The organism is Kitasatospora herbaricolor, from assembly GCF_030813695.1.
Taxonomy (GTDB): domain Bacteria; phylum Actinomycetota; class Actinomycetes; order Streptomycetales; family Streptomycetaceae; genus Kitasatospora; species Kitasatospora herbaricolor.
On the sequence record NZ_JAUSVA010000002.1, the window covers coordinates 4912857 to 4928820 of the forward strand.

General features: G+C 75.8%; 14 protein-coding genes. 5 read left to right on the forward strand and 9 right to left on the reverse strand.

Annotated features, from left to right (window positions below; translation table 11 throughout):
• Positions 1–86: 86 nt before the first annotated feature.
• The 9 genes from J2S46_RS21870 to J2S46_RS21910 all read right to left on the reverse strand — a co-directional run bounded on the left by J2S46_RS21870 (position 87) and on the right by J2S46_RS21910 (position 10851).
• Positions 87–929 (reverse strand): HAD family hydrolase, encoded by an 843-nt coding sequence (locus J2S46_RS21870; RefSeq protein ID WP_191288376.1) that lies wholly within the window; start codon positions 927–929, stop codon positions 87–89.
• Between the two features lie 67 nt (positions 930–996).
• Positions 997–2274: a serine--tRNA ligase gene (serS, locus tag J2S46_RS21875; RefSeq protein ID WP_191288375.1), complete on the reverse strand. Its 1278-nt coding sequence runs from the start codon at positions 2272–2274 to the stop codon at positions 997–999.
• A gap of 1011 nt (positions 2275–3285) precedes the next feature.
• The gene (gene pheA / locus J2S46_RS21880) at positions 3286–4221 is read right to left on the reverse strand and encodes a prephenate dehydratase (protein ID WP_190209072.1); all 936 of its coding nucleotides are present in this window, start codon (positions 4219–4221) and stop codon (positions 3286–3288) included.
• A gap of 177 nt (positions 4222–4398) precedes the next feature.
• Positions 4399–5655: an iron uptake transporter deferrochelatase/peroxidase subunit gene (gene efeB, locus J2S46_RS21885; protein ID WP_191288374.1), complete on the reverse strand. Its 1257-nt coding sequence runs from the start codon at positions 5653–5655 to the stop codon at positions 4399–4401.
• Positions 5656–5660: 5 nt separating this feature from the next.
• Complete coding sequence (locus J2S46_RS21890; RefSeq protein ID WP_191288373.1) at positions 5661–7823, reverse strand: copper resistance CopC/CopD family protein; 2163 nt, start codon at positions 7821–7823, stop codon at positions 5661–5663.
• 12 nt (positions 7824–7835) lie between these two features.
• Positions 7836–8330 (reverse strand): copper chaperone PCu(A)C, encoded by a 495-nt coding sequence (locus J2S46_RS21895; RefSeq protein WP_191288372.1) that lies wholly within the window; start codon positions 8328–8330, stop codon positions 7836–7838.
• Complete coding sequence (locus J2S46_RS21900) at positions 8327–9019, reverse strand: SCO family protein (RefSeq protein WP_191288371.1); 693 nt, start codon at positions 9017–9019, stop codon at positions 8327–8329. Before J2S46_RS21900 ends, J2S46_RS21895 begins: the two co-directional genes overlap by 4 nt.
• Before the next feature lie 101 nt (positions 9020–9120).
• Complete coding sequence (locus J2S46_RS21905) at positions 9121–9867, reverse strand: YcnI family copper-binding membrane protein (protein WP_191288370.1); 747 nt, start codon at positions 9865–9867, stop codon at positions 9121–9123.
• 159 nt (positions 9868–10026) lie between these two features.
• Positions 10027–10851, reverse strand: coding sequence for a hypothetical protein (locus J2S46_RS21910; protein WP_229912180.1), 825 nt, complete (start codon positions 10849–10851; stop codon positions 10027–10029).
• Positions 10852–11158: 307 nt separating this feature from the next.
• On the opposite strand from J2S46_RS21910, the gene J2S46_RS21915 reads away from it, so the two are divergent.
• From J2S46_RS21915 to J2S46_RS21935, 5 genes are all read left to right on the forward strand, one after another.
• A complete protein-coding gene (locus tag J2S46_RS21915) occupies positions 11159–11815 on the forward strand; it encodes an ATP-binding protein (protein WP_191288369.1) in 657 nt (218 codons plus the stop codon).
• A gap of 118 nt (positions 11816–11933) precedes the next feature.
• Complete coding sequence (locus tag J2S46_RS21920; protein WP_191288368.1) at positions 11934–12845, forward strand: LysR family transcriptional regulator; 912 nt, start codon at positions 11934–11936, stop codon at positions 12843–12845.
• Positions 12846–12947: 102 nt separating this feature from the next.
• Positions 12948–14117, forward strand: coding sequence for an allantoicase (alc, locus tag J2S46_RS21925; RefSeq protein ID WP_191288367.1), 1170 nt, complete (start codon positions 12948–12950; stop codon positions 14115–14117).
• Positions 14118–14263: 146 nt separating this feature from the next.
• Positions 14264–14494, forward strand: a complete 231-nt coding sequence (locus tag J2S46_RS21930) for a hypothetical protein (RefSeq protein WP_073925041.1) — start codon at positions 14264–14266, stop codon at positions 14492–14494.
• 28 nt (positions 14495–14522) lie between these two features.
• On the forward strand, positions 14523–15836 hold the full coding sequence (locus J2S46_RS21935; RefSeq protein ID WP_191288366.1) for an amidase: 1314 nt from the start codon (positions 14523–14525) through the stop codon (positions 15834–15836).
• The last annotated feature ends 128 nt before the right edge of the window (positions 15837–15964 follow it).

Genomic DNA, 15964 nt, shown 5'->3' on the forward strand with positions numbered 1-15964 from the left:
CCGGGTGGTGACGATCACGTTCGCGGGGCCCGCCGCGGCCGCGCCGGCCGGGTGCCGAGGGGCCCCGGGCGCCCGGGGCCGCGGCGTCAGGCTCCCGGGAAGAGCCGCTCCAGGACGACGGCCACGCCGTCCTCGTCGTTGCTCACGGTGACCTCGTCGGCGACGGCCAGCAACTGCTCGTGGGCGTTGGCCATCGCGACGCCGTGCGCGGCCCAGCCGAACATCGGGACGTCGTTGGGCATGTCGCCGAAGGCGACGGTGTCGGCCGCGCGCAGGCCGAGGCGGCGCGCCGCCACGGCGAGGCCGGTGGCCTTGCTCAGGCCCAGCGGGAGCAGCTCCACGATGCCGGGGCCGGCCATCACGACGCCGACCAGGTCGCCGGCCACCTGGCGGGCGATGTCGGCGAGGCCGTCGTCGGTCAGCGAGGGGTGCTGGATGTAGAGCTTGCTGACCGGGGTGCTCAGCAGCTCGTCGGCGGTCACGTCGACCATCGGCAGGTCGGCGCCGATCTGCAGCGCGTACCCGGGGCCGGCCAGCACCTGGCCGTCCAGGCCGTCCTGGTTGGCGGCGACGGCCAGCGTGCCGGTCTCGGCCTCGATCTTGGCGATCGCGACGGCGGCGAGCCGGCGGTCCAGGGTCAGCGAGGTGAGCAGCTTGTGCGCGCCCGCGTCGTAGACCTGGGCGCCCTGCCCGCAGACCGCTATGCCGGTGTAGCCGATCTCGTCGAAGACCGGGCGGGCCCAGCCGGCCGAGCGGCCGGTGACGATGATGTGCGCGGCCCCGGCGGCGGTCACGGCGGCCAGCGCGGCGCGGTTGCGGGCTGAGACGGTCTCGGCGGTGTTCAGCAGGGTGCCGTCGAGGTCGGTGGCGACCAGCCGGAAGGGCAGGTCGCCACCGGGGGAGACGGAGGCGGCGTTGACGGTGCTCATGGGCCTTGCGTCTCCCGGGAGTTGCTTGCGTGCGGGGGCCGCGCGGCAGGTCCGCGCGGCGGACCGGCTACTTGACGGGTTCCAGCACCGTGCGCCCGCCGAGGTACGGCCGCAGCGCCTCCGGGACCACCACCGAGCCGTCGGCCTGCTGGTGGTTCTCCAGGATCGCCACGATCACGCGCGGGACGGCGACCAGGGTGCCGTTCAGGGTGGCCAGCGGGCGGACCTTGTTGCCTTCCTCGCGCACCCGGATGGAGAGCCGGCGGGCCTGGTACTCGGTGCAGTTCGAGGTGGAGGTGACCTCGCGGTACTTGCCCTGGGTCGGGACCCAGGCCTCGATGTCGAACTTGCGCGCGGCCGAGGAGCCGAGGTCGCCGGAGGCGAGGTCGATCACCCGGTACGGCAGGTCCAGCGCGTTGAGGAAGTCCTTCTCCCACTGGAGCAGGCGGCGGTGCTCGGCCTGCGCCTCCTCCGGCGTGGTGAAGACGAACATCTCCACCTTCTCGAACTGGTGCACCCGGATGATGCCGCGGGTGTCCTTGCCGTACGTCCCGGCCTCGCGGCGGAAGCAGGAGGAGTAGCCGGCGTAGCGCAGCGGGAGCTTGTCCGCGTCGATGATCTCGTCCATGTGGTACGCCGCGAGCGGGACCTCGCTGGTGCCGACGAGGTAGCGCTCGTCGTCCTCCAGGTAGTACACGTTCTCGGCGGCCTGGCCGAGGAAGCCGGTGCCGTCCATGGCGGCCGGGCGGACCAGGGCCGGGGTGATCATCGGGGTGAAACCGGCCGCGACGGCCTGCGCGATCGCCATGTTGACCAGGGCGAGCTCCAGCAGCGCGCCGACGCCGGTCAGGTAGTAGGAGCGCGAGCCGGCGACCTTGGCGCCGCGCTCGGTGTCGATGGCGCCGAGGATCTGGCCCAGCTCGACGTGGTCCTTGGGCTCGAAGCCCTCGGCCGCGAAGTCGCGCGGGGTGCCGATCTCCTCCAGGGTGACGAAGTCCTCCTCGCCGCCGATCGGCGCGGCCGGGTCGATCAGGTTCGCCAGCCGGCGGACGAGGCCGTCGGCCTCCTCCTTGGCGGCGCTCTGCTCGGCGTCGGCGGCCTTGACCTCTTCGGCGAGCGCCTTGGTGCGCTGGAGCAGGGCGGTCTTCTCCTCGCCCTGGGCCTTGGCGACCTGCTTGCCGAGCGTCTTCTGCTCGTTGCGCAGCTCGTCGAAGCGGGTGCCGGAGGACCGCCGCCGCTCGTCGGCGGAGAGGAGGGCGTCGACCAGGTCGACGTCCTCGCCACGGGCGCGCTGCGAGGCGCGCACTCGGTCTGGGTCCTCACGGAGCAGGCGAAGGTCAATCACGGGGCCAAGCCTACCGGGACGGGGCCTGGGCATCGGTACCGGTTTACCCGCCGGGGGTGGCGGGTGCCCGGCCGGCCCGGGCGCGGCCGGCCGGATCACGCCCGGGGCGGCGCGGCCGGACCTGAATCCTCCGGGTCCGGTTCCTTCCGGCGCCGGGGCGTCCGGGCCGGGGGATTCACGCCTTTCGCCGGATCGGGGAGGTCCTGCGAGCGGTCATCCGGATATGTCGCTTTCCGTCCGTTTCTCTGGCACCATGCGCCGGGCCGTCGGCGGGGCCGCAGGTCGCGGGGCCGCAGGGTGGTCGCGGGGCGCGGTCCGGGGCCCTCGGCGCCCGGTGGTTCCGGCTGGGGATAACCGCCCCGATCCTGTGGATAACTCCGGTGGAGAACCTCTCGGAGGGCGGTTGTCCACAGGTGGCGGTGAGCGCCTGTGGATCGTGGAGAACTCAAGGGTCTTCTGGAGATCCACTGAGGAATTGAGGTTTCAAACCTCATTCAACCTTCTCGGGCGAGGGAATTGGTCCGCTCGGACGGGTGATTTGATGGCACAAGGGTGACTCCGGTCCGATTAGTCAACTCTGCGGCGCTAACCGATGATCTGACCAGGACTGCCAGTGGCTATACCGTTATGTCGACTAACCCCCGGGCCTGTGGATAACTCCGGGCTGTGGATACCACAGGCCGCCTGTGGATAGCTGTGGACAGCCGGCGCCGCCCGGCGGGCCTGTGGACGACGCGCCCCGGACGTGCGCGACGGCACCCCGCGAGCGGCGGTCGACCCGACCGTCCGGGCCGTCCGGAGGGTGTGGCGACCGGACGGGTGAACTCCCCGCGTGTCGAAAAGCGACGAAATTCGGTCACTGTCGATCACAAATGATCCAGCACTGGCACTGCGACCGGCCGGCGTCGGGACGTGGCTGTCCGGTCGCCGTCCGACGACCGGCGGGTGGCAGCCCGCCGGTGACAGCCCGCCGGTGGCAGCCCGCCGCGCCCGGGGCCCGGCCGGACGCCCTCAGGCCTCGCCGCGCCCGTCCAGGCAGCGCGACAGCCAGTCCGCCGCCCGCGTGAAGTCGCTGTCCGTGGTGCCCGGCCGCTGGTACGTGGAGGGCTGCCGGTCCGCGCGCGGGTACGAGCCCAGGAAGCGCACCTGCGGGCAGATCCGCTTCAGCCCCATCAGGGCCTCGCTCACCCGGCGCTCGGCCAGGTGCCCCTCGCAGTCGATCAGGAAGCAGTAGTTGCCGAGTCCCTCGCCGGTGGGGCGGGACTCGATCCGCATCAGGTTGACACCCCGCACCGCGAACTCCTGCAGCAGCTCCAGCAGCGCGCCCGGGTGGTCGTCCGGCAGCCAGGCCACCATCGAGGTCTTGTCCAGGCCGGTCGGCGAGGAGACCCGGCCGGGCGGGCCCACCAGGACGAACCGGGTGGTCGCGTTCTCGGCGTCGTGGATCTCCTTGACCAGCGGCTCCAGGCCGTACAGCGCCGCCGCGAACTCGCCCGCGAAGGCACCGTCGAAACGGCCCTCCTGGACCAGCCGGGCGCCGTCGGCGTTGGAGGCGGCCGACTCCCAGCGGGCGTCCGGCAGGTGGGCGGCGATCCACTTGCGCACCTGCGGCTGGGCCACCGGGTGGCTGGTGACGGTCTTGATGTCGTCCAGCGTCGTCCCGGGCCGCACCAGCAGTGCGAAGGAGATCGGCAGCAGCACCTCGCGGTAGATCATCAGCGGCGTGCCGGAGGCCAGTTCGTCGCTGGTCGCGGTGACGGCGCCCTCGACGGAGTTCTCGATCGGCACGAACGCCCCGGAGGCCTGCCCCTCGCGCACCGCGTCCAGCACGGCGGGCACCGAGGTCAGCGGCACCAGCTCCCGGGTCCCCGCCTCGGGCAGGGTCCGCAGGGCCGCCTCGGTGAAGGTGCCCTCGGGCCCGAGGTAGGTGTAGCGGGTGGCCGACATTGCCGCCTCCGTGCGAGAAAGGGTGCCGCGCAGGGTCTTTGCGCAGGGTGTTGCAGAGCGGTACCAGGCTTGCCACCTTAGTCACTCCCCGGACCGGGCAACGAAGCATCCGCATGGTGGGAACGCGAACCTCCGGCCCGGGCCGTGCCCGGGCGTCCGGCGTCCGGAGCCGGCCGGTCAGCCCTCCAGCAGGGCCTGGCCCACGTAGCCGCCCTCCGGCGCGCCCGGCGGCACCGCGTACAGGCCGCTGGCCTCGTGCCGCAGGAAGCGGGAGAGGCCGTCCCCGCGGGCCAGCTTGCGCTGCACCGGGACGAACCCGCGCCGGGGGTCGGCCTGGAACGCCAGGAAGAGCAGCCCGGCGTCGGGGGAGCCGTCCGGCAGCATCCCGTCGTGGTACGAGAAGCCCCGGCGCAGCATCGCCGCCCCGCCGTTGGACGCCGGCGCGGCCACCCGGACGTGGGCGTCGGCCGGCACGGCGAGGGTGCCGTCGGCGTTCTGCGCGGCCAGGTCGACGGGGGTGTGCTCGCCGCCGCCGGAGAGTGGGGCGCCGTCCGACTTGCGCCGGCCGATCACGCGCTCCTGCCGGTCCTCGGGGAGGTTGTCCCAGTTGTCCAGCAGCATCCGGATCCGGCGCAGCACCACGTACGAGCCGCCGGCCAGCCAGCCGGGCTCGTCGGCGCCGCAGAACACCTTCGCGGCGAAGTCCGGGTCCTGCGGGCGCGGGTTGTTGGTGCCGTCGACCTGGCCCATCAGGTTGCGGCCGGTCGTCGGGCGGGCGGTGGCGCCGGGGGTGCGGCCGAAGCCGGTCATCTGCCAGCGCTGGGCGGCGGTGCCGGCGGCCTGCCGCTGGAGCACCCGCAGCGCGTTGAAGGCCACCAGGGCGTCGTCGGCGCCGATCTGCACCCAGAGGTCGCCGTCGCTGCGGGCCCGGTCCAGGGCGTCCTCGGGGAAGTCCGGCAGCGGGTCGAGCGCCCGGGGGCGGTGCTCGGCCAGCCCGGCCTTGTCGAAGAGCGTGGAGCCGAAGCCGAAGGTGACGGTCAGCGAGCACGGGCCGGCGTCGGCGGCGATCCGGCTCTCGTACTCGTCGGCGGGCTCGCCCCGGCCGAGCCGGGCGGACGTCCCGGACCAGCGCCGGAGCAGCGTCCGCAGCTCCGCCCGGCCGGCGCCGGGCAGCAGGTCGAAGGCGGCGAGGTGGACCCTGGCCTGCTGCGGCTCGACGATGCCGGCCTGCCGGGCCCCGTGGAACGGCACCTGTCCGGCGCCGAGCGCCCCGCTGCCCGCCGGTCCGGCGGGGGCGGACGCGGCCGCGGTGGCCCGGCCGAGCACCGCGCCGCCCGCCGCGCCGGCCACCAGCCCGGCCCCGGCGCCGCCCAGCAGCGCGCGCCGGGAGAAGCCCGCGGCGGTGCCCGCCCCCGGGCCGGTGGTGCTGTTCATGATGCTCAGCCGATCTTCAGGGACTTGGTCTCGGTGGCCTGGTCGATGTCGGAGGAGCGGACCACCACCGACACCACCCAGTTGCCGGCCAGCGGCAGCTGCGCGGTGCCCGCCCAGCGTCCGGTGCCCTCGGCGGTGAGGGCGACCGGCAGCGGTCCGAGGTCGCGGTCCGGCAGGGTGAAGGCGAGCTGCACCTCGGGCACCTCGACCGGCCGGCCGTCCGGGCCGTCCAGCTTGAGGTGCACCTCGTTGGCCCCGGCCCGGGCCGGGTTGAGGGTGACCGTGGCGGTGCCCTTGGCGTTGGCGGTCCGGCCGCCGGTGTCGTAGGGCAGCTTCAGTTCCATGGTCTGCCCGGGCACGGTCTGCGGTGCCTGCGCCCCACCGGCGGCGCCGCCCGCCGGGGCGGATGCGGCGGGCCGGTCGGCGCCCGCCCCGACGGCCCGGGCGACCCGGCCGGGCGGGGAGTTGGTGAGCAGCGTGGTGACCACCAGGACGGCGACCGCCACCCCGGCCTCGACCAGGACGGAGCGCCGCAGGCCGGCCTTGGCCGGGGTGAAGTCCCGCTCCCGGCCGGCGTTGCTGCGGGCGGCCCGCTGGCGCTCCAGCTGGGCCCGCCGGACGGGGTCCACGGGTGCGGTCGCGCCGCTCGCCGCGGCGCCGGCCGCCACCAGCTCCTCGGCGTCGTCCCGCTCCTCGGCGTCGTCCCGCGCCGCGACGGCAGCCGGCTCCCCGGCCGTCGCCGGCTCCGCCGCCGCGGCCTGCTCGGCGCCGGCGGTCCGCAGCCGGGCCACCCAGGAACGCGAGATCCAGGCCACCCCGAGCATCGCGCCCACGCAGCCGACCTTGATCAGCAGCAGCCGGCCGTACTCGGTGTCGACCAGTGCGTTCCAGCTGCCCAGCCCGCGCCAGGACTGGTAGACGCCGGTCACCGTGAGCGCCGCCACCGAACCGAAGGCGATCTTCGAGAAGCGGTCGGCGGTCGCCGCGCCGAGGCCGTGCCGCAGCCCGACCAGCAGGGTGGCCAGGCCGCCCAGCCACAGGGCCATCGCGATCAGGTGCAGGATGCCGAACGGCAGGGCCAGCCAGACCTGGATGCCCACCGAGGCGTGGTCGGCGCCGACCCAGGTGGCGGAGAGCGCGATCGCCAGCAGCACCCCGGCGACCCCGAGGCCGATCCGGGCCTCCCGCTGCGGCCGCTCGGCGGCCCGCTCCTCCAGCCGGCGCAGCTCGTCCTCGTCGGCGTCCTCGTGGGTTTCGCTGCCGCTGCCGCTGCCGCTGCCGCTGCCGCTGCCGCTGCCGCTGCCGCTGTCGCGGCCGGCGTCGGCCGGCTGGCGAGGGCCCGGCTCCGGGTCGCCGCCGGCCTTCGCCGGCACCGGGCCGCCGAGCTGGCCGACCAGCAGGGAGAGGAACACGCCGGCGGTGGCCAGCAGCAGCAGCCGGGCGGCCAGCGCGGTACCGATCCGCTCGTCCAGGGTGGCGCGCACCAGCGAGAGGTCGAAGGCCTGCCCGAGGCCCGAGCCGCGCTCGTAAGGCCCGCGCAGCAGCAGGACCGCGATGGTGGACAGCAGCAGCGCGACCCAGCCGGTCATCAGCAGCCGCTGCACCGTGCGCACCGCCGCGCCGGCCGGCCAGCAGAGCAGGACGAACCCGGCCGCGCCCATCAGCAGCGCGAAGGCGCCGTACGCGACGGTGCGGCCGGTGCCGTAGAGGGCGGCGACCAGGCTGTCGGCCTTGGCCTCCTGCAGCGCGCCGGCGGACACCGAGGTGTCCGAGGGGGCGCCGACGGAGAAGGTGAAGGCGCCGCCGACCGGGTGCGAGTCGTCCGAGACGGCGCGCCAGGCGACGGTGTAGGTGCCGTCCGCGAGCCCGCTGTTCAGGCCGACCCGGGCGGTGTTCTCCCGGCCGTCGGCGTGCCCGGGGTTGCCGGTGTCGACGGGCCGGCCGGCCGGGTCGAGGACGCGGACCGAGTCGCCGGAGAGCGAGACGCTCTCGCTGAAGGTCAGGGTGACGAAGCCGGGCGCGGTGGCGAGCACCGAGTTCTGCGCCGGGTCGGTGGACTGCAGCGCGGCGTGGGCGGAGGCGGGCCCGGCCCCGGCGACCATCAGCGCGAGCAGCGCGCCGAGAACCCCGAGCAGTCCGGTGAGCCTGCGGTGGCTGGCCTTCAGCATCTGGCGAATCCCCTAGTTTCCTGAGTCCTGCTGACCGGGCCGGTAGGTGAGCGGCTTGACCGGCACCCGGACGGCGATGGTGCCGGACTTGGCGAAGGTCAGGTCGAGTTCGATGACGTCACCCAGGGCGGGCTGCTTCGACCACCCCATGATCATCAGGTGGGTCCCGCCCCGCGCGAGCTCCAGGGCGCCGCCGGCCGGGACGGCCAGCGGTCCGGCGCTCTCCATCGAGGTCTCCGTCGAGCGGTGCATGGTGACCGAGGATGCCCCGGGACTGCTCACCTTGACCAGCTCGTCCTTGCCGCCCGCGTTGCGCACGGTCAGATAGCCGGCGGCCATCGCGCCGCCGGCCGGCAGCGGGATGTACGGGTCGGCGATGCTCAGCCGGGCGGCGCCGCCCGCTCCGCCGTGCCCCGGCCCCCAGGCGACCAGGATGGTCCCCGCGCCGAGCACGGTCGCCACCACGGCGCCGGTGATGGCGGTGGTCCGGAAGGAGCGGCTGCTCACGCCGGGACCCCCTGGGCGAGCAGCGGCAGGTCGTGCTGGTAGGTCTGCACCGAGGTGGCGCTCAGGTAGAGCAGGTGCGCCTTGTCGTCGGGCAGGAAGGCCAGCACCTGCGCGCCGTGGGTGGAGGTGACGCTGCCGTCCTTGTTGACCACCGGGTCCTCGACCAGGATGCCGAGGGTCTTCGCGGCGGCCTTGACCTTGTCGAGGTCCCCGGTGAGGCCAGTGAAGTTCTTGCCCATCGAGTCGAGCCAGGTGCGCAGCACCCGGGGGGTGTCCCGCTGGGGGTCGGTGGAGACGAAGACCACGTCGACCTTCTGCTGCTGCTCGGGGGTGAGTTTCTGCATGGCCACGCCGATGTCGCCCATGGTGGTGGGGCAGACGTCCGGGCAGCTGGTGTAGCCGAAGAACAGCAGGGTGCTGCGGCCCGCGGTCTGCTTGCGCAGGTCGTACGGCCGGCCGTCGGTGTCGTTCAGCACCAGGTCGGGCTTGTCGAAGTGCTTGCTGAGCACCGTCCCCTCGTACGGGGAGTCCTTGGCCTCCTTGGAGACCTTCGCCGGGCCGGCCGGTGCCTGGCCGCCGGAGCCGCAGGCGGTGAGCGCGAGGGCGGCGGTCAGGGCGACGGCGGCCGCGCCGAGCAGCCGGGGTGCGCCGTGGCGGGCGGCGCGGGTACGCGTGGTGGTACGAGACATTGCTGGTTCCGATCGTGCGCGCTGGTCTCACCGGCCGGGCCGTACGAGGTGGGTACGGCCCGGCCGACGCGGGGACCTCCCGGCCGGGGCCGGGGGGAGGGTCAGGAGGCGGCGCTGTCGCCCTTGCGGCGCAGGCCGAGGAAGCCGACGCCGGCGCCGATCACGCCGACGACGATGCCGACCACGCCGAGCACCCGGGCGGTGGAGTCGCCGGTGGAGCTGCTCGTCTTGGCGGCGGAGTCCTGCGAGGCGGTGGCCTCGGCGTGGTGCCCGTCGGCGGCCGGGGAAGCGCCGGCGGCCGCGGGGGCCTTGGTGAGGGTCAGCACGGGCGCGGGCTTGGCGGGCTCGGGCTGACCCTCCTTGGCCTCGTCGATCCAGCGGACGACCTCGCCGTTGTCGTAGCTCTGCAGGGCCTTGAAGGTCAGGCTCTCGGTGTCGGTGGGCAGCGGGCCGAGCGAGACCCGGAACTCCTGGAACTGCCCGGCGGCGATCTTCGTGCCGGGGTCGGCGGTCCAGGTGATCTTCGAGACGGCCTCGTTGACGTCGCTGCCGTGCACCTTGATCGGCTTGTCGAGCTTGGACTTCTCCAGGGTGGCGGTCCAGCCCGGCAGCGGCAGCGTGCGGACCGAGGCCAGCGGGTGGTCCATCGGGAGGCTGACCTCCAGCTTCACCGTGCTCGCGGTGTCGCTCTCGTTCGGCACCCGGAAGTCGACGGCGGTGTACCCGCCCTGCTGGGCGTTGCCGGGCTGCACGGTGACGTGGGCGAAGGCGGGGCCGGCCAGGGCGACGACGCCGGCGGCGGTGGCGAGGGCGATACCGGCGATACGGCGGGCAGGAGTGGAACGCATGGCTGTGGGTCTCCGATCGGAGGAGGGCGGGCCGCGAACGGGCACGGGGGGCTCCCGCACCACGGGCGGACCGCGCCGTGGGGTTGGCCGGACAGCCGTACCGCTCCATGGGTACGGCTCCGTGTGCGCACCCGGGCGGCCGTCCTCGCGGCGGGCCCGTCAGTGCGCGAAGGCCACCGTCGGCGGACCGCGCCTGACCACGCTGTGCCGCAGTGCGGCCGCCACCGGCAGCCGCAGGTTCCCCGTACCGGCGCCGGTCCGGCGCACCGTGCCGCCGGGCGTGCCGAGCAGGCCGGTCAGCAGCACCGCGACCAGCGCCAGCACCGTCCGCAGCGGGGTCGCCAGCTCCTTCGCGGCGGCGGCGGTGATCCGCAGCAGCCGCCAGAGCGCCGCCTCGCCGCGCCGCAGCCACCAGCCGGCCACCAGGGCGGCGGCGAGGTGGCCCGCGAACATGCCCGGGGTCAGGCCGAACAGGCCGTCCTGCCACCAGGGCGCGGCCGCGTACGCCGCCGGGTCGAGACCGGCGTTGCTGATCACCTGCTCCGCCGTGGTGCCGCCGGGCAGGCCGGCGAGGGTGCCCGGGTGGGCCTCGTTGCAGAGCAGCCGGACGGCGAGCTGCGGCGCCGTCATCGGGCCGGTGCCGCCGTGCGTCATGCCGGCCATCGACGTGGCGTGGGCGGCGGTGCCGTGGAAGAGGACGTGCAGGCCGAGCTGGCCCGCCCCGAGGGCGCCGGCGATGCCGGCCAGCGAGCGTTCCCGCCCGCCGAGCAGGGCGGCGAGGGCGAGCACCGCCGCGAAGCCCCCCGCCAGGGCGGGCAGGGCGACGTTCCCACCACCGGACGCGGCGTGCCCGACGGCCGCCGCCAGCGTGCAGACCAGGGCGAACGGCAGGGCCCGTGCCAACCGCAGATCCCAGGCGGCCGCCCGGACCGGGGCATCCGGTACGGCGGCACCCGGGTGCGCGGTGGCGGGGTGGTCAGTCATGGCCGGGACATCATCTCACCGAGCCCCCGGCGCCAAGGGGGAGGGTGGGAATTCGGCCTTCCGGCGGCCGGAAATCCGTGGGGTGGCGGCCGGATCCCGCCGGTCGGCGGGGCGGTCGGCGCGGAGGGATTGGCTGACGAATAGCCCGTTCGGCCCCGGCGCGCGGGCGCTTCCGTGCGCCGCTCGGCATACACCCGGGCCCCCGTCCATCCCCCGAAAGAGTGATGGCTTGCCGTCGGGACGGTTCGCCGCCGGACGGCCAGGAGATAACTGCACCATGTGGAGCCGCAGCCAGGAGGGACCTCCCGTGGACATCTGGTGGACTCTGCACCTCAAGCGCGACCCGGCCAGCGTTCCGCTGGCCCGGCGCCTCCTGCTCGGCGCCATGGACAGCGCCGGGGTGGACCCGCAGGTCTCCTACGACCTCGGCGTCGCCCTCACCGAGGCCTGCGCCAACGCCGTCGAACACGCGGCGGCCGGCTGCCCGGACGAGAAGTTCCAGGTCACCGCCTCGATCAGCGGCGACCGCCTGCGGATCGAGGTCACCGACTCGGGGCCCGGGCTGCCCGCGGCGCCGCCGCCCGCCCCGCCCCGGCGGCCCGGCCGGCCGGCCGGCGCCACCACCAGGCCCGCCGTCCGCTGCCGCACCCGCCGGGGCCGTGCCTCGCTGCCGGCCGCGGCCCTGACCGCCCACCGCACCCGGCCGGCCGGCGCCCCGGCCCCGTACGACACGCACGTCCTCCCGTCCGGGGCCTTCCCGTCCGGCCGCCCCGCCCCGGTGCTGCGGACGGTCGACCCGGACACCCTCCCCGACCTCGGGGCGGAGAGCGGCCGCGGGCTCTTCCTCATCCACGCCCTCACCGATCACGTCCAGCTGCGCAACCACCCGCTGCGCGGTGCGATCGTCAGCTTCGACAAGATCCTCACCTGGCGGGACGGCGCCCGGCTGCGGGTGGCGTCCTGAGGCCCCGGTGCTCCGGTGCTCCGGTGCTCCGGTGCCCCTGCGTCCCGGGCCCCGGTCCCCCTGAGCGCTGTGCGGCCGCCTGCCGGGCGGCCCGTCGCGCGCCGCCTACCCTGGGCCGATGACCGACTGGGACCTCAGGAAACTGCGCGTGCTGCAGGCGCTGGACGAGTGCGGGACGGTCACCGCCGCCGCGGAGCGGCTGCGGATGTCGCCCTCGGCCGTGTCCCAGCAGCTGTCGGCACTGGCGAAGCAGCTGGGCGCGCCGATGCTGGAGCCGTACGGCCGGCGGGTGCGGCTGACGAGTGCCGCGCGGCTGGTGCTGGGCCACGCCGAGCGGGTGTTCGGGCAGTTGGAGCGGGCCGAGGCGGAGCTGGCCGGGTACCTGCACGGCGAGGCGGGCGAGGTGCGGGTGGCTGCCTTCGCGACCGCGATCGGCGGCCTGCTGGTCCCGGCCGTCGCCCGGCTGCGGACGCGGGCCCCGGGCCTTTGCGTCCGGGTGGTGGAGGCCGAGGCCGCCGAGGCGTACGGGCTGCTCGCGGCGGGGGAGGCCGACCTGGCGCTCTCGCTGGCCGTCCCTTCGCCCGCGGCCGGTGACCCGCGCTTCGTGCGGTACCCGCTGCTCAGCGACCCGCTGGACGTGGCGCTGCCGCCGGGCCATCCGCTCGCCGGGACGGCGGGGCTGCGGCTGGCCGACCTCGCGGCCGAGCCGTGGATCTACGGGGCGGCCGGGCCCTGGCGGGACATCACCTTGGGGGCCTGCGCGGACGCCGGCTTCGTGCCGGAGCGGGCGCACACGGCCTCCGACTGGTCGGCGATCCTGGCCATGGTGGCGGCCGGGATCGGCGTGGCGCTCGTGCCCCGGCTGGCCTCGGCGGGGCGTGGCGGGGCGGCGGTGATCCGCCCGCTGCCCGCCGACCTGCCGGCCCGCCGGGTGGTCGCCGCCGTGCGGACCGGCACCGACCAGGCCCCGCCGCTTCGGCGGGTGCTGGCGGCGCTGGAGGCGGCGGCCGGCACCGTGAAGCCGGACTGAACGTTCCGGTCAGATCTTTGCGATGGACCTGATGGTTCGCCCGGCGCCAGAGTGGAGGGACCGGCCGACCGCACCGTCCGCTCCGTCCGAGAGGTGACCCGCATGCCCGTCAGCCCCACCGATCCCGTCAGCCCCACCGGTGCCGACAGCACCGCCGGTACCGCCGCCGCGATCGCCGCCGCCACGATCGCGGCCGATGCCGCCGCCGACGACAGCACCGGCACCGACGCGCTCCCTTACGCCGGGGGCAACCCCTACGCCGACTACCGGCACGGCGAGTTCGCCTTCACCGCGCTGACCGACCTGGCCGACCGCCGGCTCGGCGGCGCCGTCCTGGCCGCCAACGACGAACTCTTCGCCGAGCGGGAGAACCTCCTGCGGCCGGAGCCGGCCGAGTTCCGCCCGCACACCTTCGGCAACAAGGGCCAGATCATGGACGGCTGGGAGACCCGCCGCCGGCGCGGCGCCGGCACCGCCCGCCCGCATCCCACCGCCGAGGACCACGACTGGGCGCTGATCAGGCTGGGCGTGCCCGGGGTCGTGCACGGCGTGGTCGTCGACACCGCGCACTTCCGCGGCAACTACCCGCGGCAGATCGCCGTCGAGGCCACCGAACTGCCCGGCACCCCCGGCCCCGAGGAACTGCTGGCCGCCGACTGGGAGCCGCTGGTGCCCCGCTCGCCGGTGCGCGGCCACGCCGCCAACGGCTTCGCCGTGGCGAGCCGCCGCCGCGTCACCCATCTGCGCCTCAGCCAGTACCCCGACGGCGGCATCGCCCGGCTGCGGGTGCACGGCGAGGCCCGGCCCGACCCGGCCTGGCTGGCCGCGCTGGGCACCTTCGACCTGGCGGCCCTGGAGTACGGCGGCGCCGTCGAGGACGCCTCCGACCGGTTCTTCTCGCCACCCGCCAACATGATCATGCCCGGCCGGTCGCGGTCGATGGGCGACGGCTGGGAGAACCGCCGCCGCCGCGACGAGGGCCACGACTGGGTCCGGCTGCGGCTCGCCGGCCGCGGCGTGATCCGGGCGGTCGAGATCGACACCGGCTACTACGTCGGCAACGCGGCCGGCTGGGCCGCCCTGCACGGCCGGGACGAGCACAGCGCCCCGGACGACTGGTTCGAGCTGGTGCCGCGCACCCGGCTCCAGCCGGACGCCGTCCACCGCCTGCTGCTCCCCGGCGCCCGGCCGGTCACCCACGTCCGGCTGGACGTCTTCCCGGACGGCGGGATCGCCCGGCTGCGCCTGCACGGCAGCCTGCTGGGCGACTGAGCCCGCCGCCGGCGCCCGTCCCCGCCGCCCGCGTTCCGGCGCCGCCCGCGTCGCGCCGCCGCCTGTCGCAGGGCCGGCCCGGCCCGCCGGCGGCGGTCGGTCCGGCCCGGGTTGCCGGGCCCGAACGGCCGCCGGACGATGGGGACATGTTGCATCAGATGCGTGCCGAGTACGGGTCCGGCGGCCCCTCCGCCGGGGTGAAGATCTGGCACATGGTCCGGGAGGGCGAGCAGGCGGCGATGTGCGGCCGGGAGATCGACCCCGGGGCGGCGGCCAAGGAGCCGGCGGACTGGGGCAGCACGGCCGAGCTGTGCTGCCACACCTGCGGGGCGGTCTTCCTGCGCGAGGCGCCCTACCTGCCCGCCGAGCACGAGTAGCCGGCGGGCGCAGAGGGACGGCGCCGCCGTGCAGCCGCCGGCCGCCCCGCTTTCGCTGGCCCGCGAGGCCGCCGCGCTGCGGGCCGGCCGGCCGCCGCTCGCCGAACACGCCGACCGGCTCTGCGCCCGCATCGAGCGGGTCGACCCGCTGCTGCACGCCTTCGTCCCCGAGCCGGGGCGCCATCACCGGCTGGCCGGCGAGGCCCGCGCGCTGGCCGCCCGGTACCCCCGGCCGGAGGACCGGCCCGTCCTGTACGGCGTGGCGGTCGGGGTCAAGGACGTCGTCCGGGTGGACGGCCTGGCCACCCACGCCGGCTCGGCCCTGCCGCCCGGGGTGCTGGGCGGGCGGCAGGCGGAGCTGGTGGACCGGCTGCGGGCGGCCGGCGCCCTGGTCGCGGGCAAGACCGTGACCGCCGAGTTCGCGATGAACGCGCCCGGCGCCACCCGCAACCCGCACCGCCCGGCACACACCCCGGGCGGCTCCAGCAGCGGATCGGCCGCCGCCGTCGCGGCCGGACTGGTGCCGCTGGCGATCGGCACCCAGACCGTCGGCTCGGTGATCCGCCCGGCGGCCTACTGCGGAGTGGTCGGGTTCCGGCCCACGTTCGGACGGATCCCGTTCGACGGCGTGATCCCGAACGCGCCGAGCCTGGACACGGCGGGGTTCTTCACCGCCGACGTCGAGGGTGCCGCGCTGGCCGCCGCCGTGCTCTGCGACGGCTGGCGGCCGGACGGCGGCGACGACGCGCCGTGCGTGCTGGGCGTCCCGGCGGGCCCCTACCTCGACCAGGCGGGCCCGGTCGCCGCCGCGGCCTTCGCGGCCCAGCTGGAGACCCTGGCGGCGGCCGGGCTGACGCTCCGCCGGGTCGACCTGATCCCCGACTTCGACGAGGTCGCCCGGCATCTGCGGACCGTCAGCCGGTACGAGGCGGCGCAGACGCACATCGACTGGTTCGCCCGCTTCGGGGGCCTCTACCGGCACGAGACGGCGGCCGCTGTCCGGCACGGCCAGGAGATCGACCCGGACGACTACCTGGCGGCGCTGCGCGCCCGGGCCCACTTCGCCGCGCGGGTCGCCGAGGTCGCCGCCCGGGAGGGCGTCGGGCTCTGGCTGGCGCCGGCCGCGACCGGGCCGGCGCCGCTCGGGCTGGACAGCACCGGCGACGCGGTGATGTCGGTGCCGTGGAGCTACGCGGGACTGCCGGCCGTGACGCTGCCGGCCGGCCGGAGCACCGAGGGGCTGCCGCTCGGGCTGCAGTGCGTGGGGGCGGCCGGCGCCGACGAGCGGCTGCTGGCCCGGGCGGCGATGCTGGAGCGGCTGCTGGCGGCCGCCGCCCGGTAGCGGGCCGCCGCCCCCGGGCCGCACCGGCCGACCGGGCCGCCGCCGGGTCACCGGGTTATACGCTGGCCGGACCAAGGCGTAGGGGCGGTTCGCGGGTGCGGACGGCGGCCGGCGCCGTTCCCGTCGCG

Coding starts and splice junctions, on each gene's coding strand:
- J2S46_RS21910 (WP_229912180.1), bottom strand. CDS start 10,851: ATGACTGACCACCCCGCCACCGCGCACCCGGGTGCCGCCGTACCGGAT.
- J2S46_RS21900 (WP_191288371.1), bottom strand. CDS start 9,019: ATGTCTCGTACCACCACGCGTACCCGCGCCGCCCGCCACGGCGCACCC.
- pheA (WP_190209072.1), bottom strand. CDS start 4,221: ATGTCGGCCACCCGCTACACCTACCTCGGGCCCGAGGGCACCTTCACC.
- J2S46_RS21870 (WP_191288376.1), bottom strand. CDS start 929: ATGAGCACCGTCAACGCCGCCTCCGTCTCCCCCGGTGGCGACCTGCCC.
- efeB (WP_191288374.1), bottom strand. CDS start 5,655: ATGAACAGCACCACCGGCCCGGGGGCGGGCACCGCCGCGGGCTTCTCC.
- J2S46_RS21920 (WP_191288368.1), top strand. CDS start 11,934: ATGACCGACTGGGACCTCAGGAAACTGCGCGTGCTGCAGGCGCTGGAC.
- J2S46_RS21930 (WP_073925041.1), top strand. CDS start 14,264: ATGTTGCATCAGATGCGTGCCGAGTACGGGTCCGGCGGCCCCTCCGCC.
- J2S46_RS21890 (WP_191288373.1), bottom strand. CDS start 7,823: ATGCTGAAGGCCAGCCACCGCAGGCTCACCGGACTGCTCGGGGTTCTC.
- alc (WP_191288367.1), top strand. CDS start 12,948: ATGCCCGTCAGCCCCACCGATCCCGTCAGCCCCACCGGTGCCGACAGC.
- J2S46_RS21905 (WP_191288370.1), bottom strand. CDS start 9,867: ATGCGTTCCACTCCTGCCCGCCGTATCGCCGGTATCGCCCTCGCCACC.